Source organism: Acinetobacter sp. YH12241, from assembly GCF_013417535.1.
Lineage (GTDB): Bacteria > Pseudomonadota > Gammaproteobacteria > Pseudomonadales > Moraxellaceae > Acinetobacter.
This window is the reverse complement of sequence record NZ_VPDQ01000001.1, coordinates 36,990-61,876: the sequence shown is the minus strand read 5'-3', so window position 1 is coordinate 61,876 and position 24,887 is coordinate 36,990. Positions and strand designations below refer to the sequence as shown.

Annotated in this window: 23 protein-coding genes, 5 tRNA genes and 1 pseudogene; 9 read left to right on the top strand and 20 right to left on the bottom strand. The window is 42.9% G+C overall.

The genetic code is table 11. The annotated features are described in order from the left end of the window. Nucleotides 1-17 precede the first annotated feature (17 nt). The 8 genes from rimP to tpiA form a co-directional block, all read right to left on the bottom strand. Nucleotides 18-542: a ribosome maturation factor RimP gene (gene rimP, locus FTV18_RS00330; RefSeq protein ID WP_180016611.1), complete on the bottom strand. Its 525-nt coding sequence runs from the start codon at nucleotides 540-542 to the stop codon at nucleotides 18-20. Nucleotides 543-766: 224 nt separating this feature from the next. Further along, nucleotides 767-843 (bottom strand) — tRNA-Met (locus tag FTV18_RS00325). 88 nt (nucleotides 844-931) lie between these two features. Continuing rightward, nucleotides 932-1,008 (bottom strand) — tRNA-Met (locus tag FTV18_RS00320). Nucleotides 1,009-1,079: 71 nt separating this feature from the next. Continuing rightward, nucleotides 1,080-1,156: transfer RNA gene (locus tag FTV18_RS00315), tRNA-Met, on the bottom strand. A gap of 81 nt (nucleotides 1,157-1,237) precedes the next feature. Beyond that, nucleotides 1,238-1,314: transfer RNA gene (locus tag FTV18_RS00310), tRNA-Met, on the bottom strand. Between the two features lie 53 nt (nucleotides 1,315-1,367). Next, nucleotides 1,368-1,452: transfer RNA gene (locus FTV18_RS00305), tRNA-Leu, on the bottom strand. Between the two features lie 53 nt (nucleotides 1,453-1,505). Beyond that, nucleotides 1,506-1,835 (bottom strand): preprotein translocase subunit SecG, encoded by a 330-nt coding sequence (gene secG, locus FTV18_RS00300; protein ID WP_159122712.1) that lies wholly within the window; start codon nucleotides 1,833-1,835, stop codon nucleotides 1,506-1,508. Between the two features lie 13 nt (nucleotides 1,836-1,848). Beyond that, entirely contained in the window at nucleotides 1,849-2,640 is a 792-nt protein-coding gene (gene tpiA / locus FTV18_RS00295; RefSeq protein WP_159122713.1) for a triose-phosphate isomerase, read from the bottom strand. Between the two features lie 278 nt (nucleotides 2,641-2,918). On the opposite strand from tpiA, the gene pilB reads away from it, so the two are divergent. From pilB to coaE, 4 genes are read left to right on the top strand one after another with little or no spacing between them, the layout of a single operon-like run. Continuing rightward, nucleotides 2,919-4,628, top strand: coding sequence for a type IV-A pilus assembly ATPase PilB (gene pilB, locus FTV18_RS00290; protein ID WP_180016612.1), 1,710 nt, complete (start codon nucleotides 2,919-2,921; stop codon nucleotides 4,626-4,628). Nucleotides 4,629-4,658: 30 nt separating this feature from the next. Then, nucleotides 4,659-5,888: a type II secretion system F family protein gene (locus FTV18_RS00285; protein WP_004787210.1), complete on the top strand. Its 1,230-nt coding sequence runs from the start codon at nucleotides 4,659-4,661 to the stop codon at nucleotides 5,886-5,888. Next, nucleotides 5,888-6,748: an A24 family peptidase gene (locus FTV18_RS00280; protein WP_180016613.1), complete on the top strand. Its 861-nt coding sequence runs from the start codon at nucleotides 5,888-5,890 to the stop codon at nucleotides 6,746-6,748. The genes FTV18_RS00285 and FTV18_RS00280 overlap by 1 nt, the downstream gene beginning before the upstream one ends. Nucleotide 6,749: 1 nt before the next feature. After that, complete coding sequence (gene coaE / locus FTV18_RS00275) at nucleotides 6,750-7,355, top strand: dephospho-CoA kinase (RefSeq protein ID WP_159122717.1); 606 nt, start codon at nucleotides 6,750-6,752, stop codon at nucleotides 7,353-7,355. Nucleotides 7,356-7,393: 38 nt separating this feature from the next. On the opposite strand, the gene FTV18_RS00270 is transcribed toward coaE, so the two are convergent. The 3 genes from FTV18_RS00270 to FTV18_RS00260 form a co-directional block, all read right to left on the bottom strand. Continuing rightward, nucleotides 7,394-8,311, bottom strand: coding sequence for a DMT family transporter (locus FTV18_RS00270; protein ID WP_159122718.1), 918 nt, complete (start codon nucleotides 8,309-8,311; stop codon nucleotides 7,394-7,396). Nucleotides 8,312-8,356: 45 nt separating this feature from the next. Beyond that, complete coding sequence (gene rlmB / locus FTV18_RS00265; protein WP_005233526.1) at nucleotides 8,357-9,106, bottom strand: 23S rRNA (guanosine(2251)-2'-O)-methyltransferase RlmB; 750 nt, start codon at nucleotides 9,104-9,106, stop codon at nucleotides 8,357-8,359. Nucleotides 9,107-9,248: 142 nt separating this feature from the next. Further along, complete coding sequence (locus FTV18_RS00260) at nucleotides 9,249-9,572, bottom strand: pyrimidine/purine nucleoside phosphorylase (protein WP_004787221.1); 324 nt, start codon at nucleotides 9,570-9,572, stop codon at nucleotides 9,249-9,251. Nucleotides 9,573-10,009: 437 nt separating this feature from the next. Here FTV18_RS00260 and recN point away from each other — a divergent pair, with 437 nt between their 5' ends. Further along, a complete protein-coding gene (gene recN, locus FTV18_RS00255) occupies nucleotides 10,010-11,671 on the top strand; it encodes a DNA repair protein RecN (RefSeq protein ID WP_180002783.1) in 1,662 nt (553 codons plus the stop codon). A gap of 71 nt (nucleotides 11,672-11,742) precedes the next feature. On the opposite strand, the gene FTV18_RS00250 is transcribed toward recN, so the two are convergent. The 4 genes from FTV18_RS00250 to FTV18_RS00235 are packed head-to-tail and all read right to left on the bottom strand — an operon-like array spanning nucleotide 11,743 to nucleotide 15,166. Then, entirely contained in the window at nucleotides 11,743-12,723 is a 981-nt protein-coding gene (locus FTV18_RS00250) for a CsgG/HfaB family protein (protein ID WP_180016614.1), read from the bottom strand. Between the two features lie 51 nt (nucleotides 12,724-12,774). Continuing rightward, nucleotides 12,775-13,374 carry a penicillin-binding protein activator LpoB gene (gene lpoB / locus FTV18_RS00245; protein ID WP_180016615.1) on the bottom strand — a complete coding sequence of 200 codons (600 nt, stop codon included), beginning with the start codon at nucleotides 13,372-13,374 and terminating at the stop codon, nucleotides 12,775-12,777. Between the two features lie 12 nt (nucleotides 13,375-13,386). Further along, nucleotides 13,387-13,788 carry a YcfL family protein gene (locus FTV18_RS00240; RefSeq protein WP_180016616.1) on the bottom strand — a complete coding sequence of 134 codons (402 nt, stop codon included), beginning with the start codon at nucleotides 13,786-13,788 and terminating at the stop codon, nucleotides 13,387-13,389. A 19-nt stretch (nucleotides 13,789-13,807) separates the two neighbouring features. After that, on the bottom strand, nucleotides 13,808-15,166 hold the full coding sequence (locus tag FTV18_RS00235; RefSeq protein WP_180016617.1) for a COG3014 family protein: 1,359 nt from the start codon (nucleotides 15,164-15,166) through the stop codon (nucleotides 13,808-13,810). 645 nt (nucleotides 15,167-15,811) lie between these two features. On the opposite strand from FTV18_RS00235, the gene FTV18_RS00230 reads away from it, so the two are divergent. Continuing rightward, nucleotides 15,812-16,366 (top strand): YqgE/AlgH family protein, encoded by a 555-nt coding sequence (locus FTV18_RS00230; RefSeq protein WP_004787233.1) that lies wholly within the window; start codon nucleotides 15,812-15,814, stop codon nucleotides 16,364-16,366. Beyond that, nucleotides 16,359-16,802, top strand: coding sequence for a Holliday junction resolvase RuvX (ruvX, locus tag FTV18_RS00225; protein ID WP_180016618.1), 444 nt, complete (start codon nucleotides 16,359-16,361; stop codon nucleotides 16,800-16,802). Before FTV18_RS00230 ends, ruvX begins: the two co-directional genes overlap by 8 nt. A gap of 234 nt (nucleotides 16,803-17,036) precedes the next feature. Here ruvX and FTV18_RS00220 read toward each other — a convergent pair whose 3' ends face one another. Then, nucleotides 17,037-17,657: an alpha-ketoglutarate-dependent dioxygenase AlkB gene (locus FTV18_RS00220; RefSeq protein WP_180016619.1), complete on the bottom strand. Its 621-nt coding sequence runs from the start codon at nucleotides 17,655-17,657 to the stop codon at nucleotides 17,037-17,039. A gap of 160 nt (nucleotides 17,658-17,817) precedes the next feature. On the opposite strand from FTV18_RS00220, the gene FTV18_RS00215 reads away from it, so the two are divergent. Further along, entirely contained in the window at nucleotides 17,818-19,620 is a 1,803-nt protein-coding gene (locus FTV18_RS00215; protein ID WP_180016620.1) for an ABC transporter ATP-binding protein, read from the top strand. Between the two features lie 75 nt (nucleotides 19,621-19,695). Here FTV18_RS00215 and FTV18_RS00210 read toward each other — a convergent pair whose 3' ends face one another. The 4 genes and pseudogenes from FTV18_RS00210 to FTV18_RS00190 all read right to left on the bottom strand — a co-directional run bounded on the left by FTV18_RS00210 (nucleotide 19,696) and on the right by FTV18_RS00190 (nucleotide 23,545). Further along, entirely contained in the window at nucleotides 19,696-19,941 is a 246-nt protein-coding gene (locus FTV18_RS00210) for a hypothetical protein (RefSeq protein WP_257218559.1), read from the bottom strand. Next, a pseudogene (locus FTV18_RS00205) lies at nucleotides 19,890-20,690 on the bottom strand (glycosyltransferase family 2 protein). The gene FTV18_RS00210 and the pseudogene FTV18_RS00205 overlap by 52 nt, the downstream one beginning before the upstream one ends. 687 nt (nucleotides 20,691-21,377) lie before the next feature. Beyond that, nucleotides 21,378-22,097, bottom strand: coding sequence for a phosphate signaling complex protein PhoU (phoU, locus tag FTV18_RS00195; RefSeq protein ID WP_180016622.1), 720 nt, complete (start codon nucleotides 22,095-22,097; stop codon nucleotides 21,378-21,380). Nucleotides 22,098-22,195: 98 nt separating this feature from the next. Next, nucleotides 22,196-23,545 (bottom strand): TolC family outer membrane protein, encoded by a 1,350-nt coding sequence (locus FTV18_RS00190; RefSeq protein ID WP_034705354.1) that lies wholly within the window; start codon nucleotides 23,543-23,545, stop codon nucleotides 22,196-22,198. A 302-nt stretch (nucleotides 23,546-23,847) separates the two neighbouring features. Here FTV18_RS00190 and FTV18_RS00185 point away from each other — a divergent pair, with 302 nt between their 5' ends. Next, entirely contained in the window at nucleotides 23,848-24,864 is a 1,017-nt protein-coding gene (locus FTV18_RS00185; protein WP_180016623.1) for a hypothetical protein, read from the top strand. Nucleotides 24,865-24,887: the final 23 nt, after the last annotated feature.

Here is a 24,887-nt window from a genome sequence, read left to right as displayed (position 1 = left end):
GATTCTTATTAATTGAATTAATCTTGATAGACCAAGTTTGCTTTATCGATATTGTGACTGTCGATATCCAAAATCTGTTGCTTTTCTACTTCAACTTGAATCATTTCATTTTCAAGGTCGACTGCAACCAGTTTTGCCTGGAATTTACGACGGTTATCGACGGCACTGATCAAACGCAGCGCAACCATTTGTCCGATATAATGAGCCATCTGCTCCAGCTGGAAGAATGGACGATCCCAACCTGGTGAAGACACTTCAAGCGAATATTCACCTGAGATTGGATCATGTACATCCAGGATCGCGCCGACTTGCTGTGTGACACGTACACAGTCCTGAACCCCAATACCACGACCCTGCTCTTCTTCGCCATCTTCATTGACAACAGGTGCTGCATTTTCATCGACCGGTTTGTCGATATAGATCCGTAATAATGAACGTTTGCCTTGTGGCAGGAATTCAATCCCCCACAGATTTACATCACAGGCTTCAACTGCTGGTGCAATCAAGTCCTGAAGTGCTTGAGTTTTATTTGATAGCTTCATTTACTCTCGTCATCTGGTGCGATTTTATGATCTATTTGACCACTACAAACCAATACAAACTATAGTAGTAGTGAAACATGGAGATTTGACCAAATATTGTCGACACTACACGATAGCCAATAAAAAAGGGCGTAAATCGCCCCAATTAATGCACAATTTGAACTTTTTTCAAATCCCACTGTGCAAAAAGGCCCACCATAGTTGTGAGCCTCTTTTAAGAAACTTGGTAGCGGGAGCTGGATTTGAACCAACGACCTTCGGGTTATGAGCCCGACGAGCTACCAGACTGCTCCATCCCGCATCAACGTGCAAAAATTATATACAAAAGATGCGAACTTTTCAATCACAACCACATCATTCTGCATATTTGTTATCTGTTACTGAAAAATTGGTAGCGGGAGCTGGATTTGAACCAACGACCTTCGGGTTATGAGCCCGACGAGCTACCAGACTGCTCCATCCCGCATCAGCATACAAATAACATTCAGCTTAATATTTTACACTAAACTGCCTTTAAAGTTTGCAGCTTTAAAGGATTGGTAGCGGGGGCTGGATTTGAACCAACGACCTTCGGGTTATGAGCCCGACGAGCTACCAGACTGCTCCACCCCGCAACAACATGCAAATAATTCTTCTCAACTTAAATCAGATTTAAGCTGCCTTTTAAAAGTTTGCGTCTTTAAAAAAGGATTGATTGGTAGCGGGAGCTGGATTTGAACCAACGACCTTCGGGTTATGAGCCCGACGAGCTACCAGACTGCTCCATCCCGCATCAACAGAAGTTTTTTTAGCTGCATACACCAACTTATATTCTGGATTATAAGTTGGTGCGGAAGGGGGGACTTGAACCCCCACGCCCGAAAGCACTACCACCTCAAGGTAGCGTGTCTACCAATTCCACCACCACCGCAGCTGTGACGCATTCTAGTCGCATCACTGAAAAAAAGAAAGGTTTAATTAAAATTATTCGGTCGTTTGTGGTGCAGTTGGTGAAGTTTCAACCGGTTGCGCAGGCGCAGTTGGTGCTGATTGAATTGACGATAAACTGTACGCATTCGTGGTTTGTTTCTTGGCAAGAATCGCCAAAGTAATACTGGTCACAAAGAACAATGCGGTAAAAACTGCCGTCAAACGGGTCATGAAATTACCCGAACCTGAGGCACCAAAGATCGTTGCCGCACCGCCGCCGCCAAATGATGCACCTGCATCCGCACCTTTACCATGCTGAACTAAAATCAAGACAATCATCAAAATCGCTAAGATAATATGTACTACCAGCACAAAAGTTTGCATGCTGAACTCCTAATTATTGTGTATTTGCAAATGCTTGAGCAATTTGATGGAACGACTCAGCATTGAGTGATGCACCACCCACCAATGCCCCGTTAATGTCAGGGCAGGCTGCTAACTCTACTGCATTTTCCGGTTTTACACTACCACCATATAAGATTGCCATAGTCGCAGCATAACCTGTAATCTGGCTCAAACCCTGACGGATCTGGGCATGCATGGCCTGCGCATCTTCTGGAGAAGCTGTTTTACCGGTACCAATGGCCCAGATTGGCTCATAGGCTATCACAATATTTTTCCACTGTTCATCTTCTACCACAGTCGCGATATCGCAAATCTGTTGGAGAACCACCGCTTCTGCCTGCCCTGCTTCACGCTGTTCCAGACTTTCGCCCACGCAGTAAATTACGGTTAAACCGGCATTTAAGGCATTCTTGATTTTAGTATTTAGAATCTGTGAACTTTCAGCAAAAATTTCACGACGTTCAGAGTGCCCAATCAATACATAGTGAATCTGGCTATCAGCCAATAATTCAGCACTCACTTCCCCAGTATAAGCGCCTGTCCCTGCAATACGTGATACATCTTGTGCTACGGTATATACAGGGCGATTAGCAGAAGCAAATGCAGTTTGAATTTGAGTTAAGGCAAGGGTTGTCGGCGCCACACCCAAATGACATTTCTCTGTTGAAACTGGTGCAGACTCAAGCAAGTCTTTTAAATTCTGAACCAAAGCTTGGGCATCTGCCTGCATTGGATTCATTTTCCAGTTGCCCACCACCCAAGGGGTAATCGTCGAAACCGACATAAATAACCTATTTCACTGACATATCTTGAATTGGGCACATTCTACACGGAATTGTAAAATTTAAAGAATAGTTTTATTCATCCTATTTCTCAGTTTAGACTATTCAAAATGGTTATTTTTTGTTATCACTGAAAAAAATGCCCGGTTCTTCCGACCAGTTCAAGCTTTTACTGAATATCACGAAGATTGCAGCATTCTCAGCTATGGTATTTTTGTATAACAAACGTATAATTTTAGAATAGCAAATTAAAAAAATTGAATTGATAGGCATTTGAAGCATGACAGCATTGCAGGGGTCACCAAGATTTACGGGGTTTATTCGTCGCCTGGTCGATGAAGGGGTATTATCAGCTGAAGATATGCGGACTGCTTTAGCCAATGCCAAACAGGAAAAAACAGATATCGTGGCCTATTTGGTCAGTCATCATAATCTTTCCCCTACTACCATTGCTGAAACGATCTCAGTAGAATTTGGTGAGCCTCTATTTGATATTGGTGCTTATGATCCGGGACAAATCCTGCGTGAAGATATTGATGAAAAGCTGATTACCAAGCATCGTATTCTGCCAATTTATAAAAACGCCAATATTCTTTATGTCGCCACGAGCAATCCGACCAATATCGAAGCAACGGATGCCATCCGCTTTGCAACCAAACTGAATATTGAAACTGTTATTGTTGAACACAATAAACTCGAAAAACTGATTGAGCAAAACTTTACTGAAGAAAGTACTTTTGATTTTGATGATGATTTCGATCTGGATGTCGATGTCGACACAGCCGATCCAACGAAAGAAGAAGATGAAAAAGACAAGGGTGAAGAAGCCCCGATTGTTAAATATATTAATAAATTACTGATTGATGCCATTCGTATGGGGGCATCAGATTTACATTTTGAACCTTATGAAAAAATGTATCGGGTACGCTATCGTGTCGATGGCGTTTTACGTCAGATTGCAACACCGCCGCTACAACTGGCAAACCGTTTGGCGTCGCGTTTGAAAGTCATGTCGCAGATGGACATTTCTGAGAAACGTGTTCCTCAAGACGGTCGTATTAAATTAAAGCTCTCAAAAAACAAAGCTATCGACTTCCGTGTTAACTCACTCCCTACCCTGTTTGGCGAAAAACTGGTTCTACGTATTCTAGATCCGTCTAGTGCCATGCTAGGAATTGATGCTTTAGGTTATGAACCTGAGCAGAAAGAGTTATTCATGGAAGCCCTAGATAAACCGCAAGGGATGTTACTGATTACCGGTCCTACCGGTTCCGGTAAAACCGTATCACTTTATACGGGCTTAAACATCTTGAACCGTGAAGATACCAATATTTCTACTGCGGAAGACCCAGTCGAGATTAACCTGCAAGGGATTAATCAGGTGAACGTCAATAATAAAGTTGGCCTGACGTTTGCAGCTGCTTTAAAATCCTTTCTGCGTCAGGATCCTGATATTGTCATGGTCGGTGAGATCCGTGATCTGGAAACAGCTGAAATTGCAATCAAAGCAGCGCAAACAGGTCATATGGTGATGTCAACTCTGCACACCAACAGTGCTCCGGAAACTTTGACCCGTTTACGTAATATGGGCGTACCTTCTTTCAATATCGCGACTTCAGTCAATCTGGTGATTGCGCAGCGTCTGGCCCGTCGCTTGTGTTCACAATGTAAAAAACCGGCTGACATTCCAAAGCAAAGCTTACTGGAGATGGGCTTTACCGAAGCAGATTTACAAAGCCCTGAATTTCAGATTTATGAGCCAGTCGGCTGTAATGAATGTCGTGAAGGTTATAAGGGCCGGGTCGGTATTTATGAAGTTATGAAGGTAACACCTGAGATTTCAAGAATTATTATGGAAGATGGCAATGCCATTGAAATTGCTGAAGCTTCCGCACGTGCAGGATTTAACAATTTACGCCGATCAGGGTTAGTGAAGGTTATGCAGGGGGTGACTTCTTTACAGGAAGTCAATCGTGTAACCAGCGAATGATCGTGCTGAATATAAAATAAGGATAAAGCTATGGCAGCAGTAAAAAAAGGCCAGATGACACCGATCTTCAGTTATGAAGGGGTTGATCGCAAAGGCGCCAAGATCAAGGGGGAATTGCCGGCACGAAATATGGCCTTGGCAAAAGTGAACTTGCGCAAACAAGGCATTACGATCAAAACCATCCGGGAAAAGAAAAAAAATATTCTCGAAGGTTTGATGAAGAAAAAAGTTTCCACCTTGGATATCACCATCTTCACCCGTCAGTTAGCCACCATGATGAAAGCGGGGGTGCCTTTAGTACAAGGCTTTGAAATCGTTGCAGAAGGTTTAGAAAATCCATCCATGCGCGAGGTTGTGCTTGGAATTAAAGGCGAAGTTGAAGGGGGGAATACTTTTGCCGGAGCCTTACGAAAATACCCACAATATTTCGATAATCTATTCTGCTCTTTGGTCGAATCTGGCGAACAATCTGGTGCTCTGGAAACCATGCTGGATCGTGTCGCGATTTATAAAGAAAAAAGTGAGCTGTTAAAGCAAAAAATTAAAAAAGCCATGAAATACCCAGCTACAGTAATTGTAGTAGCTGTGATCGTCACAATTATCCTGATGGTGAAAGTAGTTCCTGTATTCCAGGACTTATTCTCTTCATTCGGTGCAGACTTACCTGCATTTACTAAAATGGTAGTCAATATGTCCGAATGGATGCAAAAATATTGGTTCCTTTTGATTATTGGAATTGGCGTAGTGATTACTGCTTTCCTTGAAGCGAAAAAGCGTAGCAAAAAATTCCGTGATTTACTGGATAAGGCCGCGCTCAAAGCACCCATCTTTGGTGATCTGGTCTATAAAGCGATCATTGCCCGTTATAGCCGCACTCTCGCCACCACTTTTGCTGCCGGTGTGCCATTAATTGATGCGCTTGAATCGACTGCTGGTGCAACCAATAACGTGGTCTATGAGGAGGCGGTATTAAAAATCAAGGAAGATGTTGCAACCGGTCAACAGCTTCAATTTGCCATGCGTGTCACCGATAAATTCCCCTCTATGGCCGTACAAATGGTTGCAATTGGTGAAGAATCAGGTGCATTGGATGCCATGCTGGATAAAGTCGCAACCCATTATGAAAATGAAGTCGACAATGCGGTTGATGGTTTAACTTCCATGATGGAGCCCTTGATTATGGCAATTCTTGGTGTCCTTGTTGGTGGCCTTGTTATCGCAATGTACCTTCCAATTTTCCAAATGGGTTCCGTGGTTTAATGCAAGATTTTATTTTATATTTCAGTCAAAACCCAACTGCGCTTTATCTCGCAGTTGGGCTTTTTAGTCTCTGTATTGGTAGCTTTTTAAACGTTGTCATTTACCGTACCCCTAAAATGATGGAACAGGAATGGCGTACAGATTGCCAGCTGTTCTTGCATCCAGATCAGCCCATTATTGATGAAAGCAAAATTACTTTAAGCAAACCAGTTTCCACCTGCCCGAAATGTCAGACTCCTATTCGCTGGTATCAGAATATTCCGGTGATTAGCTGGATCTTATTACGTGGTAAATGTGGTAACTGTCAGAATCCAATCAGTATCCGCTATCCATTTATTGAACTTCTCACAGCTGCTTGTGCGCTGATAGTGGTGGCAGTATTTGGGCCTACCATACAGATGCTGTTTGGTCTGGTTTTTACCTATGTCCTGATTGCCCTCACCTTTATTGATTTCGATACCCAGTTATTACCCGATCGCTATACCCTGCCGCTGGCTGCACTCGGCCTGGGCATTAATAGTTATGCGATTTATACTACCCCTGATTCTGCCATCTGGGGCTATATCATTGGCTTCTTATGCTTGTGGGTGGTGTACTATCTGTTTAAGCTGGTGACCGGCAAGGAAGGTATGGGCTATGGAGATTTCAAATTACTAGCTGCCTTAGGTGCCTGGATGGGGCCTATGCTCCTACCACTCATTGTATTATTGTCATCATTGGTGGGCGCGATTATTGGGATTATCCTGCTTAAAGTCCGTAAAGAAAATCAGCCCTTTGCCTTTGGCCCTTATATTGCCATTGCCGGCTGGATTGCCTTTTTATGGGGTGAGCAGATCATGAAAATCTATTTAGGTCAGTAAAGTGAAATTTGTACTCGGTTTAACTGGTGGAATTGGTAGTGGCAAGTCTGCTGCCAGCCAATGGTTTGAAGCTCAAGGGATTGCTGTCGTAGATGCAGATATTGTCGCCCGTGAAGTCGTTGATATCGGTCAACCAGCCCTACAGCAAATTCGGGAAGCTTTCGGCGATTGGGTTTTACTCAAGGATGGTTCATTGAATCGCCGTGTTTTGCGCGAACATATTTTCCAGTCTCCAGAAGCACGAAAAATGCTGGAAAATATCACCCACCCTGCTATTCGCAATTCAATTATTCAACAGTTACATGCAGCACAAAGTCCTTATGCGATTTTAGTTTCTCCTTTATTGTTTGAAACAAATCAGCATGAACTAACACAACATACGTTATTAATTGATGCTGCTATTGAACTGCAAATTCAACGGGCTTCACAGCGCGATGGACAAAATGTAGAGCAAATTCAGAAGATCATTGCCGCACAAATGCCGCGTGAACAAAAGTGTGCCATGGCTGATGATATTGTACTGAATGATGGTGAGCTAGAACATCTCTATGCTCATCTCACACCATTACATGAAAAGTATCTTCAGATGGCTGCTCAAAATCATTAACCCGAACTCAGTCAGTCTCCAAATAAAAAGCAGTCCTTTTAGGACTGCTTTTTTTGTTGTTCCAGTTTCTGACTCAGGCTATCTTGATGCATCAGCCAGCGCCAAGGTTGTATGGCACCAATTGCCATACCTACCAAACCAGAAACAATCGCGAGACTTAAAGGTTCATCTAGAAGCGGCACAGCCAGTATGGCAGCAATAAATGGTGCGAGAGTCACGATACTACCCGCTTTAAATGCACCTAAACGCTTAATCGCTTCCACATAAGTTAGTGTCGCTACAATCACCACAAAAACACCGTGAAAGAGTACCTGGGAAGCCATTTGCCAAGGTTCAGCAGCATCCAGATGTTTGGGGAAGAATAGCAGATAAATTGGCACATAAACGATGGCTGACCAGATCGCTACACTGGCCATAGAATGCCAGGCAGATAGCTTCCATTGACGTAGCAGTACAGTGAATACACCCCACCACATTGCACTGATGAAAAATAGCAGATCGCCTAATCCCAAGGCCACACCGGACTCTCGGAACATCAGCCAACTCATACTGCCAATCGCAAGCAGCATAATCGCCATACTGATCCAAGTATGTCGGTCAAATCCCTGTTTAAATAACACAAAAGCAGCCACTGCGGTACAAAGTGGAATACAGCCATTTAGAAATACGGCAGCATGAGCTGCAGGTGCATAATGGAAAGCAGTATAAGCAGTCAGGCAATACCCTACCCCGCCAATCATGGCTAAGAGAAAGGATTCCTTACTCCACAAAAAGGCTGTGTCCTTTTTATAAATCAGGACTGGCATCAGAATCAGAAAAGCCAATAGAAAACGTAATCCCACCAGATCCCAGGCACTAATCCCCCACTGGGCACTTAAGCGCGTGCTTAAGGTAAAACCTCCCCAAATACACATGGTAATTAAGACAAAGGCATAACCTTGCGTTCGGGGAGACATAGACTTCTTCTTTAACAGTATTTGTGAATAAACAATAAAAAGGGCTTAGGCTTGACGCTGACGACAGGCTTCATAAAGAGCCATCCCTGTTGCCACGCTCACATTCAGACTTTGCAGATTGCCTGCCATCGGAATATAAACCGTCTGGTCACATTGGCTTTGGGTAATTGGACGTAAACCGGTATCTTCCGCACCCATCACCACGCATACACCTGTACCAGTAAAATCAAATTTCTGGATAGGTAAAGCTTTTTCATCCAGCATCGTACCAACCACACGTACATTAAATTCATCTTTGATTTGACCCAAAGTACGCGCCAGATTGGTCACCTGAATAAACTTCACTTTTTCTGCACCACCTGCTGCCACTTTACGTGCAGTCGGCGTCAGGCTTGCTGAACGGTCACGCGGTACAATCACAGCCGCTACACCCATCGCTGCGGCAGTACGAATACAAGCACCCAGGTTATGTGGATCCGTTACCTGATCGAGTGCTAATAGAAGTACTTGAGAATCTTGCTTCAATAGATCTTCCAGATCCTTTTCATTTAAGGTTGGATGCGGGCGAACTGCCGCTACAACGCCTTGGTGAAAAGGCAAACCAGCCAGTTTTTCCAGCTTGTCACGACTAGCCTGCTGGACACTAATGCCAAAAGGCTCAGCCAATTCCAGCACACGTTTCAGGCGCTGATCATCACGGCCTTTCAGGGTAAAAAGAGTCAAGACACGTTCAGGCTCAAGCTCCAGCAGTGATTCTACTGAATGGACGCCATAATAATACTCAGGTTTAGCCATGAACGACCTCGAAAATAAATTGGGAAATAGGCAGCAAAAGAAAAATCCTGCAAAGCCAACTTCACAGGATTCTGTATTAAGCTTAGTTTAACCGATTCAGAACAAAATTTCTTGATCGGTTACAGCTCATCTGTAGGTCTGTTTAGCCTTCAAAATGGCAAACATAGTCCAGCACATCATCAGTTTCAATTTTGAAACGGCTATTGCCTGGCACATAGAAAGACTGACCAGCACGGAACAGTTCTTTTTCTTCGCTGTCAGCGATTTGCACACGGCATTCACCTGAGATGATTTCCATACGCTCAGGCACATGTGTTTCAAAAGTTAATGCATTTTCTGAAGGTAAAATTACCCCTAAGGTTTTTTTAGTGCCATCTTCAAATTGCACCACATGGCTAATGCATAACCCGCCAAAATACACATTCGATTTTTTAAGTACTGATACATGATCAAACTGAGCTGACATGCCATTTCTCCAGATAAAGCATTTTGTAATATTTTGATTGCTGTAGTTTAAATGTGCACCCGCAACTAATCAATCGAAGTTTATCGGACTTGAATGAAATTATTGGTGCCCCCTGCTTGCCTTGATTCCAGCCTGTTTGAATGATTTCGGCAGATCCTGGAAAATGCCGTGATTTTTCCCGCCATTTATAAGCAAAATATATTCCGACCTGATTTAATTTAACTTTCAAGCATGTCAGAAAAATGAAAATATCTTTTGTAACTTCAGTGGCCTGATCTTGGTTCCTGTGACACAACATTCAAATAAGCGTGTATTAATCCATGAAATTTAAGATAGAATGAAATCGATTTATCCTGATTTATAATAACAGCCGCGTTGCTAGACTGAAGCAACTGACATGCTATTTCATTCAAACTTTTCGCAGCCCGGATGCGTTTATGCTGACACATTTAACTCTGATCAATTTTGCTTTGGCCGAGCATCTTGCTATTGATATTGATAAAGGTTTTAACGTTCTTACTGGTGAAACCGGTGCAGGTAAATCCCTGTTACTGGATGCTCTGTCTGCCTGTCTGGGGGAGCGAACCGATACCAATTATGTGCGTTATGGCACCGAAAAAGCGGATGTAACAGCAACCTTTAGTTATCAGGAAGACAGCCCTGAAGCGAGCTGGTTAAAAGAGCATGAACTGGATGATGAGTCGGGGGAGATTCATTTACGCCGGGTGATCTTTGCCACTGGCCGCAGTAAGGCCTGGATCAATGGTCGTCCCAGTAGTCTGTCTGAACTGAAAGAAATTGGCCGACTACTGGTTCAGCTTTATAGCCAGCATAGTCAGCAGCAACTTCTAGAACCACCTTATCCCAAACACTGGCTGGATCGCTATAGCAATTTTTATGCACCAGCTCAGGAAGTACGTGACGCTTATAGCACCTGGCATAAAAATATTCGCCAGCATCAGGCCGCGCTGGATGCACAAGCAACCCGTAAGCAACGTATGGAAACTCTGGAGCTGCAACTTGAAGAACTGGAAGAAGTCGTCCAGACGGATTATCAGGAAATTGAGCAGGAATTTGACCGCCTTTCACATCATGAAGCCATCATGCAGGATTGTGTTTATAGCCTGAATGGCCTGGATGAAGGTGAACAGAATATTTCGCAGGAACTGGCTTCAATCTTGCGCCGCATGGAATCGCATGCCGGTCGTAGCGAACAGCTTTCCCAGATTTATACCTCTTTACTGAATGCCCAAAGCGAACTCGAAGATGCAACGGCAACCTTACGTCAGTTTATGGATCGGCAAAGCTTTGATCCGGAACGTATGGAAGAACTGAATTCCAAACTGGAAGTGTTTCACCGTTTAGCACGCAAATACCGCACCCAGCCAGAATTGCTGAAAGAAGAATATGAGGCCTGGCAGACTGAACTTGAACAATTGCATCAGCTAGAAGACCCGGAAACTCTGGCTGAACAGGTCGAGGTCTCTTATCAGGAGTTTCTAAGCAAAGCTCAACATCTGGACCAGATTCGCCGTGATGCAGCCGAACCGCTGGCGAAAAAACTGACCGAACAGGTGAAACAGCTTGCCCTACCTGAAGCGCATTTTGAATTTAAATTTGAGCCTTTGGAACATCCATCAAGTGAAGGTTTGAGTTTTATTCAGCTTCTGTTTACTGCCAACAAGGGCATACCAGCACAACCTCTGGCACGCGTGGCTTCAGGCGGTGAATTATCCCGTATCGCCTTGGTGATGCAGGTGATGAATGCAGAAAAAACCGAAGCTGAAGTATTGGTCTTTGATGAAATCGACGTCGGGATCAGTGGCGGAACTGCGGAAATCGTGGGTCGCTTATTGGCTGATCTGGCACAGCATGTACAAATTCTTTGTATTACCCATCAGGCGCAGGTGGCTGCACAGTCCGACCAGCATTTATTAGTGAAAAAACGCCAGACTGATCCGGCCAGCAGTACCATTATTAATTTGGAAGAAAGTGAAATTGTACAGGAACTTGCACGTATGACGGGTGGCGTGGAAATTAATGAAACCACCTTGCAGCATGCACGTCAGTTAAGACAGTTAAAGTTTCAGCAAGCATAAATCATGCTTAATAAAAATCCCTGACTATTGCAGGGATTTTTTTATGAACAGCTCTTAGTTAAAGCCAAAAATTACCATTTGACTGGTTGATCACTAGAACCTGGCGTCATTCCATAACCGGGTGACTGGTCATAAGCTTGACGAGTTTGTACAGGCTGCAATTTCAAACCTTGTAAAATCTCTGAATTAAGACCTTGAGCAATTTTGTCTGCAGTACTGTCATTTAAACTGTTCGTCAAAATATTCTGCGTCATTAAATTAGACAAGGTACGGTTAAAGATTCCAGCTGCAACGACTTTACTGGTCGCAGCTTCAATCACGCGCCAGCTCAGACGCACCTGAGCCGCACCAGCATTCAGACCATACATCTGCCGATCACTGGCGCTAGATAAATCTTTAATCTGACCAACCAGCAAATAATCTGCGCCAACTTTCTGACCGATACGTGCCAGTTCCTGTGGTGCGCCATCCCAATACAGGAAACCGGTTTCAGACTGCATTTCCTCAATATAGTGACGATCAACCACACTTAATTGTCCGCTTTGGGTTAGATAAGTGCCCAGTGTATCGGATAATTCCTGACTAAATTGACGGGCAGATCCCCTTCCAGCCAGTCGATTATTTTTTTCCGCCATCTGGAATGGTAAAACAGCGATCCGGTGTAAATGCTGATCCTGCACAGCAGATTCAAACTTGACCACATGAGCACGGACTTTGGCCCGATAATTATTCTTCGCTCCAGAAACACTAAGTACCTGGAATTTAGTGACTGAACCCGAACCCTGATTAGCTACGCTAAAGACCGGAGATACCTTGCCGGTATAGGTCCAGCCTTGATGGTTCACTGATAAAGAAACGGTTTCTTCATAATCCATCTGCGAAGAAACCGAAGCACCATTTACTGACTGTACCGCTACCAATAACGCTTCAGAAATGGCCTGATGCTGTGTAGAACCACTGCCGCTGGCTTCTTTGATCACTTCCTTAATTGCTGCAAAAGCAGGTGAACTGAGCAATCCGGACAATAAGCCTGCAAGTAATATTTTTTTCATAATGAATTCTTCTGCGGTCACTGTGCCAAAGCACAGCAACCTTAATTTAAATTACAGGCCGAAAGTCGAACGCTTGCCTGCTTTACGGATTTCTTTCTCGCCAGTCCACTCGACAATTCCAGTCTGCAGGTTTTGCAATTTAAAGGTGAACTTGTAATACACATCGCTCTTGCTGCCCGCATTTTTTACAATGCTCGACAAGTTGCCATTTAGCATATATTCAGCACCGATATGACCACCGCTCCGTACAGCGGTTGCCTGATTCACCATGCCGCTCTGTTTTTGATAGGCCAGTTGTTGCGCCATCGCATTCACAGACTTCATATCCACAAACCGGAATTTTCCAGAGTTGATCAGCTTGTTCTGAATGCTGTCAGTAATGGATTCAGTATCAATATGTTCCTGAGTTTTATTGTGAATACGATCTACTACAATCACCGGGCGACGGTTTTGTGTCATCTGCACGATCGGCGGGAACATCAGCATGTCATCCACCATTTTCGCTGCGATCATTTGCAGGTCAGTCGAACCGAAGTCAGTCGTCAAAGTTTCAACTGCTTGCGCATCGCCATAACTCACTGCACCAGTAGACGCACAGCCACTAACCAGAGTCGTTGCTGCCAATACAGCGAAAATCAATTTTGCATTCATGTTTAATCTCTCTTATTTTTTCAAGTACACAACAACATCGACAGCAGATGGATTTGGCGCCAGGGATTGCACGCCTTTGGTTTCACGGCCAGTTAACTGAATCGGCTTCCAGATGGCACCTTCAGGATTCACTTCCGCACCTTGCGCATCTACCCACACGATCTTGTAGCTAAAATCTTTGTTATTAAAACGACGGTTTTTGATTGCAATTGATGCGCGCTTCAAATCCCCTGCCGCACTCATATTTACGCGTTCTACAAATACTTCCGTACTCAGGATCGGGTTATTGGTGATCGTACGGATGCTGATTTCATTAGTTGAGTTGGTCTGGGTCGACAAGGCATTCGGTGCAGTACACCCCACCATTAACAGTGCCCCTAAACCAAGTACTGCAAAGCTGAATTGATGTTTCATATCGTTCTCTTAGGTTTTATTAATGTGGGATGGTGCTTACGCTGGCAGTAATCTTGTCATTGACGTGATGTGCATAGACAAAGACAGTTTGATTGGCTTTAACATCCAGATTGACAGCCGAACTGGAAAGGCTGCCGCTAGAGAGCTGTAATTTATGATTGCCTGGGGCGAGATTTAAACGAGCAATCTGAGCATTACTTGGTAAGGTACTCCAGCCACGCAAGTCGGCACGTTCAGTTGACATATTAAGCACATTGCCGGCCACCTGACCCAAAATACCCAGCTGATTGCCCAACTGTTTTTGTGCCGCATATTTGGCGCTTGCACGCATGATTTGACTGGTCAGATTGCCTACTACTTTTTCTTTCAGATCTTTAACTGCCAGAGCGCCAATATCACTAATCACGTAGCTGTCTTGCATAGGCTTATTGTTAACTTTGACTTTTAAGCTTTTCGGTGCCACATAGGTGCTTGGTTCATAAGTCGCAAAAGCGATATTGACCAGACCGCCTGGTGTTGGCACATCAATCTTGTTTTCAACCTTTTGTGGCACAATGCCTTGCTCGATAAAGACAATCACCGGCACACTGCCACTTTTTGGTTTTGCTACTAACTGATTCAGGCGTTTTACATCTTGGGCAATCTGCGCATCTGGTTGTAATTCATAGGCCTTTTTATAATCTACCAAGGCATCATTATATTCACCCAAGGTTTCCCATAAATTGGCAGCCATGTAGAACGCATACGCATTCTGGTAGCTGTTTTTAATCTTGCCGGCAATAGGGTCCAAACCTATAAACGCTTCATCCAGTGCGCTAAGCGGATTTCCTTCAGTAGCCGGTTTTTTAACTTTATCTTTTTTTCTTTCCAGCTCTTTCTGGTGAGCCAGTTCAATTTCACGCTGTAGGCCTTGCGCGACCCGCATTTCTACGGATGCAGCTTCTAAATCTTTGAGAAAAATATAGTTTTTTGCCTGAGAAATATGTGCCAGTACCTGTTCATGTGGTGGCACCAGATAAGGAACGATTGAATCATTACTCATCAAAGCCAGAGCTTTAAAGCCCACACGGGATACACTGACTTTCGCACGATTTTGCTGTTTATCCAGCAAAGTAAAAGCCTGTTTATAATATTCTTGGCTTTGATCATATTGATGATTAACCTGTAATAAACGGGCTTGTTCTAACAGATATAAAACTCCATCTTTTGAATTAGTTTTATTCTTGAAATCTGTAATTAAATTTTCAGACAGTTCTGCATTTAAATGACTACGAAAAAAATTACCTTCTTCATTATATGTTTTGAATACTTCCGCATGGGAAATAATAGATGCTGAACATAGAGTAGAAATTAAAGTCCCTTTAAAAAAATGATGCATAACGATCCGTTAAAATAATAGAAGATTAAAAATCGGCGCATCTTACAAACAAAGCCTGATTGTTTCAATATGTAGTTTATGTATATATTACGTAAAATTCAACTCTAAACAAACGCATTATATTTACCTAAATTAAACAATATTAAATAAACTTTACAAATTATGATCGTTTTTAAGTATGAAAAATCTTTTCTATTATTGCTATATAAGTTTAATTAATTACATCTATTCATTAATAAAATAACTTATAAAAAATTAATAAAAAATAAAGCACTTCGCTTAAAATATAAAATTTAATATTTTCTTCTATTTAATTATTTAGTTTGATTATTAAACAATTAAAAATATATAAACTTATTCCTCATTGAATTTATTTTATATTCTTAGTCAATAATAAATGAGCTCTAGAATTTACCATTCAATAAAATAAAACTGATTTTATTAATTTATTGAAAAAATAAAAAAAATGCCTATTTGTAGTTTTTTTATACCCAGTATCTACAAAGCTAAGTTGTCAGTGATACATTTTTGTGGGATAAGTAAATAAAGGAATAGACAATTTGCAGAATTGAAAATCCAGTCTTTTGCCCTGATAAATCATTTACCACAATCATAAACGATATAGACTTTTGGAGAGCCGCTCAGGTGACTAAACAATATCTGACTCATCGTTGTCTGATTGCGCCACCCCATGCAAGTGACGATTTTTTTGCGCATACGGTCATTTATCTGGCCCGTCATGATGAAGATGGCGCTCAAGGGATCATTATTAACCGCCCTGCTGGCATTCAAATTAAAGAATTGCTGAATGATCTGGATATTGAGGCGGATAATGTCAATCCCCATGAAGTGTTGCAAGGTGGACCTTTGCGACCAGAGGCCGGTTTTGTCCTGCATACCGGTCAGCCGACCTGGCATTCCTCTATTGCTGTGGGTGAAAATGTTTGTATTACCACATCTAAAGATATTCTGGATGCGATTGCGCATAATGAAGGTGTAGGCCGCTATCAGATCGCATTGGGTTATGCGAGCTGGGGCAAACATCAGCTTGAAGAAGAGATTGCCCGGGGTGACTGGCTAATCTGTGAATCCGATATGGACCTGATTTTTAACTTACCTTATAACGACCGCTGGGATGCTGCCTATAAAAAAATGGGCGTAGACCGAACCTGGTTATCTTCCGAGATTGGACATGCCTGATGTAAACGCGCCAAACACTATTATGGCGTTTGATTTTGGTACACAGAAAATGGGAATGGCAGTCGGCCAATCCCTGATTGAAAGTGCCACCCCCCTCCCTTTATTCCCCATGAAAGATGGGATTCCGAACTGGGACGAATTACTGAAAATTGTAAAAAACCATCAGCCAAGCCTATTTTTAGTGGGACTTCCACTGAATATGGATGATAGTGAATCTGAACTGTCGACACGGGCACGAAAATTTGCCCGCCGTTTACGTCATCAGACCAATATTGAAACCTTGATGGTGGATGAACGCCTGACCACTCGTGAAGCACGGGATGAACTGGATCATTATCAGGCTCAAGGTCGTGGCAAAAAATTGTCTGCGGACAGTATTGCTGCTGCCCTCTTGATTGAAAGCTGGTATCGGTATCCGGCTGGACTGCAACCTTAAATTTTTTAAATATCAGTAATAGCATCTTTCGAGATGCTATTTTTTTGAGTTAAAGAGTCTCTTTTTACTTCATTGGAATACTTTTAATCTAAAAACAATAGAGTGCCTTCATCAATCATTTTTTAATCATTTAACAATGAGCAAAGAAACTTCCTCATCCTAACCTTCTCCCTGAGGGAGAAGGAATTTTAAATACTAATAAACTAATATTTTTTATTTTATGAAGAGATTTAACTAAGGAAAAAAATAACGAAAGGTCAGGTTAATTCTGGGTTCTAAAACCCGAGTCGTTTTCCGGATGCAATGTTTCCAGTAGTGTTGGGTCTGTGCTCGCATCACAATCAACTGACCACTTTGTAAAAGCAGATCTACTGTTTCATTCTCTGTTTTATGTTTAAAGCTCATCTTGCGGGTTGCCCCCAGACTGAGGGATGCAATCACATTTTCCTGTGACGTTCCCTGATATAAAGCCGCCTCATCATCACTATGCCAGCCCAGACCTTGCGAACCATCTTCATATAAATTGGCCAAACAGGAATTAAAGGAATGCCCGACCAATTTTTCAATATGGTGCTTTAACCGAAATAGCCCCGGTGTCCAGATATGAGCTTGTTTGAAACTTCCAGAATAATGATATTGATAGTGTTCATCGCCATACCAGACGACTTTTCGTCCAGTGACATAGTGCTTGCCAAATAAAGTGACTTCATCCGCTTGCCAGGCCAGATGAGCTAGAAAATGCTGTAAATATTGCTGGCTCTGCTGCTCATTTAAAATCTGGCCATAATCCTCTACCACCCCATCAAAGGGTAATAAATTCACTTGAGATTCTGGCGCAAACAGGTCCAAAGTCATTTTAAAATCAGTCTAAAATTTACGATATCTTGCTGAAAAGATTGAGACTTAACCGGAAAAATTACAATCTAATTTCACAAATAAATACAACATTTACTCTTGTGAGTACCTTTATTCCTGCCTAGACTAAATTCAACTTTGACAATAAAAATAATTGCTTATGAATTTATGGCAGCTGTTTTTAAAACTTCGTCCCTTTGTCAGCCCTTATCGGCTCCTGGTGATTGCGACCCTCATTCTGACCCTGATCGGTTCCTTTACTGCTCAGGTCAATGCACTGACTCTGCAATATGCAGTCGACAGCATCAATGCACTGCTGGAACAAGGACAGGGACTGGATGAAGGCTGGCATATTCTGGTCACTATCTCTGCCATTTTACTCGGTAAAGAAGTGGTGAATGCGCTGGTCCAGTTTGGGCAGAAGTTTTATGGAGAAAAGCTGCGGATTTTTATTTCCCAAGATCTGGCTCAAGGCATTATTGAAAAGTTTTTAAAATACCGGCTGGCATTTTTTAATCAGGATAATAATCAGGCTGGAAAATTACAGACCCGGATTGACCGCGGAATTGGCTCCCTCACCCGATTGGTCCAGATCTTTTTCATTGATATTTTTCCTCTATTCACCAGTGCAATTGTCGCGCTAGGACTGATGTACTATGCCAATTTTTATGTCGGACTGGTTGCCACAGCGATTGTGCCGATCTACTTCTGGCTCACCTATAAACAGGCACAAAAACTCGGAGGATGGCGCCGTAGTCTGAGAGATGGCCGGGAAAAAAAGAGTCAAGGCATTCTCAGCATCATCAATTCAATTACGGTCATCAAATCCTTTAACCGAGAATCAATTGAATCAGACAAGCAGCTGAGCTTACAGCGTGAGCTGACCGATAACCAGATGAAAACCCGGCAGACCAGCTTCCTGTTTGATGGCCTAAAAACCTTTATTGAACAGATCGGCATAGTCCTGATTATCATCCTAACTTCCTATTTTGTACTGGATGGCCAGATGAGTATCGGCATGATCATGTACCATGTGCTGCTCTTTAATAACGTCTCTGCCCCGATTCGCTCGTTGCACCGGATTTATGATGAAGTGAATGATGCCATGATCTATTCAGAAAGCTTCTTTAATATTCTGGAAGCGGATGCTGAAATTGAACAGAGTGGCCAGCAAAAACCACCTGTCCAAGGCCGATTTGAGCTAAGTGGCGTGAATTTTTATTATCCGAATGGGCATCATGCTTTAAAAGATATCAATATGGAAATCCGCCCCAATACCATTACCGCACTGGTAGGATTATCGGGAGCCGGAAAATCAACCTTGATCAGTCTGCTAGATAAATTTTATGAACCACAGGAAGGCCAGATCAAGCTGGATGGGATTGATTTAAAAGATTATGACACTCAATATTTACGTGATCATATCGGATTGGTACTACAGAAAAACCATATTTTCCAGGGCACAATTTTTGACAATATCCGTTATGGCAAAACCAATGCCAGTATGGATGAGGTGATTGCAGCTGCTCAAAAAGCCTCAATTCATGAACAGATTTTACAGCTACCGGATGGTTATGATTCCGATGCCCTGCAACTGTCCGGCGGTCAGCAACAGCGAATTGCCATCGCACGGATGTTCCTGAAAAACCCGCCGATTATTTTTCTGGACGAGCCGACGGCGAGTCTGGATGCCATTGCGACAGAACAGATCAAACAAAGTCTGGATCAGATCAAGCAAGGCCGTACCGTGATTATCATTTCACATAGCCTGTCTCAAATTATTGATGCGGACTATACCTATGTGATGAAAGAAGGTTGTATTGCCGAACACGGTGAACATGACGCGCTTTATCATCAGGACGGCGTATATAAGGAAATTTTCGATGCAATGGCCAAGAGCCTGAATATTGAAAAAATTGCCAAGACTTTTGAAGATGATGCAGAGGAAGAAACGCATAGTTAGCTCTTCATTAGACTATCCCTAAAAAATAAAAGCGGTCTTTAAAGACTGCTTAAAATCAAGATTTATCGTCCAGTATTAAAAACGCATAATCCATTCACCTTTGATATAACGATAATCGTAATTCGGGCCATAGAAAGAAGCACTGCGGTTATAGCCGGCATTCATCCGCAGAAATTGCGAGCCACGAACAGAACTTTGTACATTAAGCTCAAATAGCCGGGTAGACTGGCTCGGATCCTGATTGATTTTTTCTCGGCCAAAGCCTGCCGTTAAGCCTGCGGACCAGCCAGCAAAACGCTGACGCCAACCGAGAGCGAGCATCGATTCTTGATAATCTTCTGGGTTGAAGTACTCTCTACCCACATTAAAATACTGGGATGTTTAATGAATGCCTCAATCATGCCACGAGCCCAACGCTGACGCTGTTTAACAAACACTTTAAGCGTCGTCGGTGCATTGGTAAACAGGCAGGTATCCTCACAATGTCCAATCCGATAACCTGCATTTAATAAAGCCCAGGTCAGCACAATATCTTCACCTACACATTTAGGCCAGCCACCGACTTCAATCAGGGCATTACGGTCATAAATAGAAAAAGCACCTTGTGCTACCAGAGTTCCCTGATAGAGAGATTGCAGGCGTTTGGTCGCCGAGATCCCCAAAAAATAGTCCCATTCCTGAGTTTTGGTCAGCAGATTGGTACGTGAGTTACGTACCAGAATTTTACCCGCAACCGCACGTGTATTTGGAGGATCTGCCACATAGCGCTCAACAATATTGATGAGGGCAACACGATGGAGATAGGAATCCGCATCGACGGTAATTACTAGATCATGTTCCGCAAGTTTCAGACCTTCGTTTAAGGCGTGCGCCTTCCCTGCATTTTGCTTTAAATCCAGTAAAGTCAGCTAGGGAAATCTTGATTCTGCTTTGCGAACAATCTCTGCGGTTTCATCCTGAGAGCCATCATTGATCACAATAACCTGTAATTTTCCCGGATATTTTTGCTGGTTAATACTGACCAAAGTGTCTTCAATTGACGCGGCTTCATTGTAAGCAGCCACCAACATGGTAATCCCTGGATAAACTGCTAATGGCTGGCGTTTAGGGCGTCTGTCCATCATCAGGCTTAATGCCGCAAATGAGTTCATAAATCCTGGAATAATGGCAATACCATAAATCAGAAAAATAGCCCAAAAATAACCGATATAGCTGCTCAAATCATGCATCCAGTCCTGGGCAATCCAGATAGAAAATACGGTCCAAAAACACGCACCCATTAACGCGATCACAAACTTTAACTGCACAGAAAAGTAAATTCGGGAAGCTTCTCTTTGACTTTCATCAATGATCATGAATTTTCTCTTAAATATATAATTTCACTGAGTAAATTAATGCAGGGTTAGGTTTAGACCAGAAGTATGTGACTGATAACAAAAGAGCTTCGTTTTTCTTTCTTATCTATAGGTTTGATGAGCACATGAAAAAATCTTTTCACTTTCTGAAAACAATTCCATTTTCATAAATCAACCCGCATTTTGCTAAATTATATACAACTTTTGTATGTTTTTTGATAAATAGTTCACATTTCTTTTAATTAAATTTATAACGATTATTAGTAATTGTTATTTATGTGATTTTTCTCATAGTAATATTAAGGAACGCCTATCCTATCTAGCTTTCACAATATCAAGAATATATTTTTGAAATAAAAAAAGCCTGCACAATGCAGGCTTTTTATCATTATTTAGGTTTGCTTAACGCTGAAATTTTTGCTCAATTTCTTCGACACTGCTATGCCGTACATCCAGGCCCTTGACCATATAAATGACCTGTTCCGAAATATTACGTGCATGGTCTCCAATGCGTTCCAGTGAGCGTAGCACCCAAAGCACATTGATCACTCGGCTAATATGCCGTGGATCTTCAATCATATAAGTCATTAAGGTACGGGTAGCGGACTGATATTCCCGGTCAATATCGGCATCGGCCTGCATCACGCGCAGCGCTTGGTCTATATCCAGACGAGCAAAGGCATCCAATGCATCATGAATCATCACTCGAACCTGGTTACCAATATGTCGGGTTTCCATATAACCGCGTGGTGAACCACCCTCTTCACACAAAGTCTGGGCAATACGGGCAATTTTCGATGCTTCATCTCCAATCCGTTCCAGATCGGTATTGGCCTTGGACATGGCAAGCACCATACGCAGATCAATGGCAGCGGGATGACGGCGAGCCAAAATCAGGGTGAGCGCCTCATCAATTTCACCTTCCAGGCGGTTCACGGTGTTGTCCTGAAACTGCACCTCAACCGCCATTGCAGCATCTGTATCCAGCAGCGCATGAATGGCATTAGCCACCTGCTGTTCTACCATGCCGCCCATGGTCATGAACTTGGTATTTACATCCTGCAATTCTTCATTGAATTGCGAAGAAATGTGATGACTGAGCACAGGATTATTGGGACTCAAGGAAATCTACTCCTGAACAGGAAAAGGCAAAAATACATCATGAACTGTGATTAAAGCATGACCATCATGAAAGTTTGATGACAACTTGTTAGCCTTTTTTAAGAGCGGTCATATTCAATGAGCCAGGCATTCATCTCTGCCAGTTCCTTTTCTGTCAATTGTCCTACCGAAGCCTGTAATTGTAGTACATGCAGCAAATAATCATATTTGGCATTCAGATAATCGGTCTTGGCAGAGAAAGCATTGCGCTGGGCCAGTAATACATCCACCATGGTTTTTAAACCTTCCTGATATTGAGCTCTGGAAGCTTGAGAAACGATATCTGAAGACTGCATCGCTGCTTTACGTGCATTCAGCTTGGCCTCATCCGTTTCTACCTGCAGATAAGACTGTTTGACATCGGTGTTGGCTTTGCGAATGGCAGCATCCAGTTGGGCTTCACTTCGCTGCACATTTACGCCGGCCTGACGAATACTTTTTTGGGTTCGGCCCCCGGTAAACAGGTTCCAGTTAACTTCGACACCAATCTGGTCAAAATCCCCATTGGTTGATAACACTGTTTCAGGGGTCTGCTTCAAATAGCCATAGGTTCCAACGGCTTCAACCTGAGGATAGAGAGCAGCCTGCTCCACCCGTTTGGCATCTTCAGAATAGCGTTTCTGCAAACGTGCCTGTAGAATTTCCAGATTCTGGTTTTGTGCCAGTTCGGTCCAGGAACCGATATTACTCGGAACAGGTTTCTGAAACTGGAAATCCTCACGCAGAACCGCCAGATTTTCCTGATAGGGTCCAATCAACTGAGCCAATTGTTCCTGTGCCAGCACCAGTTGTACCTGTGTAGAAATCCGGTTAGCTTGTGCACTTTGGTATTGGGCATTGGCTTCACTGACATCACTTCTCGCCACGAGCCCTTCTCGAAGTTTGGCATTCATCATCCTTAACTGTTCTGATAAAGCCTGCTCTTCCTGTAAATAAGCTGTGGTTAAAGACTGCTGACGTAAAACATTAAAATAGGCTTCTGCCACTTGTAAAATATGCTGCTGCTTTTGCAGACGCAGATTAACTTCGCTGAGTTCTACCGAGGTTTTGACCTGCTTATAACCCTGCCAGGCATCCCAGCGGAATAAAGGCTGACGTGCAGTGACTGCAATCTGACGCGTGGTCGTACTCGAACCTTGTAGTTCCCCAAATTCGGCAGGCAAACCTTCTATCGATGAATTATCAGCAGACTGGTTTTTACGGGTTACATTTCCAGATAAAGTCACAGTCGGCAATAAATTTCCACTGGCAATGCCCAGATTGAGCTGGTCCGACTGGTATTGCAACAGATTCGCCTGCCAGTTCGGATCATTCTGCTGGGCACGCTGATAAGCTTCAAGCAGATCCAGTGCAAACAGTGTCGGACTGACACCCAATAAACAGGCACTGACGATGAGTTTTAATTTCATTTTATAGTTTTCACCCCTACAGCCATTTAAATCATCAGATTAAGGCGCTTTAAACCCAGCAATACTAAAGATTTCTTTTGATTTTTTACGTATGACTTTTATTAATTTTCTCTTATAGATCCACGATTTTATTCAATATTCCTCCTATTTTCCCCATCCCGCATCCTAGCTTAACAAAGCCATTCACAATACTACACATAGAACTTGAATTAGATCTATACAATATAGCTCCCAGTAAGGCAGTTATTTCTGATTTCATCTATATAGAGTCCTGAAGCATAGTGTTAACGCGAATTCATTCGATGTTCAAAGTTTGTTTTGTTTTCAGCAGCTTGCTGTTCGTAGGCGGATGCCAGCAATCCTCAGAACCGCAAGTTGAAATGGAACAGGCCGAGGTTAAAACCGTTCAATCTCCCGCGAACGATTTCACCCTCATGTGTGAAAATATTGAAAAAAACATGTCCCAGATTAATGAACAGCGCACCACTTTTGCGCTGGAACAGATTAATCAGGACCTTAAAGTGTGTCTGCCGCTCATGGAACTGGCCGAGCAGAAACACCTGATGCAGCGTTCTACCGAAATGTATCAACGCTTCCTGCATGTGGAACGTACCGAATTTCAGCAGCGTGCTTTCGAGCAATATGCCTTAGATATGGCTCAGCATCCTACTATTCAGCAAAGCCACTTTGAACAGTTGACCACACGCGACCAGTATTTATTGAAGCATAAAGGTCAGGCCTATGTAGAACTGCTGGATCAGGGCAATGGCACGCTACAATATCGTCGTAGTCCGGAATATCTGGTACGTATCTTTGCGCCGTATTTACCAGCTGCCGAAAAGGTATTTATTGAAAATCTGGCTGAGCAGAATATGGAACCGGTCTTGGTCGAAAAACGCTTACAGCTTGAAGCTGCCAATATTGCCGCTCGCGCTCTATTCTGGGAAGATTATCTGCAAACCTATCCAAAAAGCAGTTATCAGCGTGATGCCGAATATCTGCTGAAACAATATACTTATTTCCTGTTCAGAGGCAGCGAGCAATCGTCAATCTCTGAGGATTATCGTGACCGTTATTCAGTAGAAACCAGCCATCTGGAAACTATTATTGGTCTAGCGCGTGGTCAGAAATCCAAGTTATCGACACAGGCGCAATTATTTTTAGAGTTTCTGGACATGAATCCTGAACAGCGTCAGCGTGCCTTAGCTGCGGAATATCGTGACCGTTCCAGCACTGAACAGATTTTATATTATGCTCAAGTCACCCCACCCTCACAGAACTATGGTAAAGACTGCTTTAAGGATGCGATCTGTCTTTAAAACAATCTTTTCTTAAAAATCGA

Excerpts from the sequence above, each read along its gene's own strand:
- rimP (WP_180016611.1), bottom strand. The coding sequence starts at position 542 with ATGAAGCTATCAAATAAAACTCAAGCACTTCAGGACTTGATTGCACCA.
- secG (WP_159122712.1), bottom strand. The coding sequence starts at position 1,835 with ATGCAAACTTTTGTGCTGGTAGTACATATTATCTTAGCGATTTTGATG.
- tpiA (WP_159122713.1), bottom strand. The coding sequence starts at position 2,640 with ATGTCGGTTTCGACGATTACCCCTTGGGTGGTGGGCAACTGGAAAATG.
- pilB (WP_180016612.1), top strand. The coding sequence starts at position 2,919 with ATGACAGCATTGCAGGGGTCACCAAGATTTACGGGGTTTATTCGTCGC.
- FTV18_RS00285 (WP_004787210.1), top strand. The coding sequence starts at position 4,659 with ATGGCAGCAGTAAAAAAAGGCCAGATGACACCGATCTTCAGTTATGAA.
- FTV18_RS00280 (WP_180016613.1), top strand. The coding sequence starts at position 5,888 with ATGCAAGATTTTATTTTATATTTCAGTCAAAACCCAACTGCGCTTTAT.
- FTV18_RS00270 (WP_159122718.1), bottom strand. The coding sequence starts at position 8,311 with ATGTCTCCCCGAACGCAAGGTTATGCCTTTGTCTTAATTACCATGTGT.
- rlmB (WP_005233526.1), bottom strand. The coding sequence starts at position 9,106 with ATGGCTAAACCTGAGTATTATTATGGCGTCCATTCAGTAGAATCACTG.
- FTV18_RS00260 (WP_004787221.1), bottom strand. The coding sequence starts at position 9,572 with ATGTCAGCTCAGTTTGATCATGTATCAGTACTTAAAAAATCGAATGTG.
- recN (WP_180002783.1), top strand. The coding sequence starts at position 10,010 with ATGCTGACACATTTAACTCTGATCAATTTTGCTTTGGCCGAGCATCTT.
- FTV18_RS00250 (WP_180016614.1), bottom strand. The coding sequence starts at position 12,723 with ATGAAAAAAATATTACTTGCAGGCTTATTGTCCGGATTGCTCAGTTCA.
- lpoB (WP_180016615.1), bottom strand. The coding sequence starts at position 13,374 with ATGAATGCAAAATTGATTTTCGCTGTATTGGCAGCAACGACTCTGGTT.
- FTV18_RS00240 (WP_180016616.1), bottom strand. The coding sequence starts at position 13,788 with ATGAAACATCAATTCAGCTTTGCAGTACTTGGTTTAGGGGCACTGTTA.
- FTV18_RS00235 (WP_180016617.1), bottom strand. The coding sequence starts at position 15,166 with ATGCATCATTTTTTTAAAGGGACTTTAATTTCTACTCTATGTTCAGCA.
- ruvX (WP_180016618.1), top strand. The coding sequence starts at position 16,359 with ATGCCTGATGTAAACGCGCCAAACACTATTATGGCGTTTGATTTTGGT.
- FTV18_RS00220 (WP_180016619.1), bottom strand. The coding sequence starts at position 17,657 with ATGACTTTGGACCTGTTTGCGCCAGAATCTCAAGTGAATTTATTACCC.
- FTV18_RS00215 (WP_180016620.1), top strand. The coding sequence starts at position 17,818 with ATGAATTTATGGCAGCTGTTTTTAAAACTTCGTCCCTTTGTCAGCCCT.
- FTV18_RS00210 (WP_257218559.1), bottom strand. The coding sequence starts at position 19,941 with ATGCTCGCTCTCGGTTGGCGTCAGCGTTTTGCTGGCTGGTCCGCAGGC.
- FTV18_RS00190 (WP_034705354.1), bottom strand. The coding sequence starts at position 23,545 with ATGAAATTAAAACTCATCGTCAGTGCCTGTTTATTGGGTGTCAGTCCG.
- FTV18_RS00185 (WP_180016623.1), top strand. The coding sequence starts at position 23,848 with ATGTTCAAAGTTTGTTTTGTTTTCAGCAGCTTGCTGTTCGTAGGCGGA.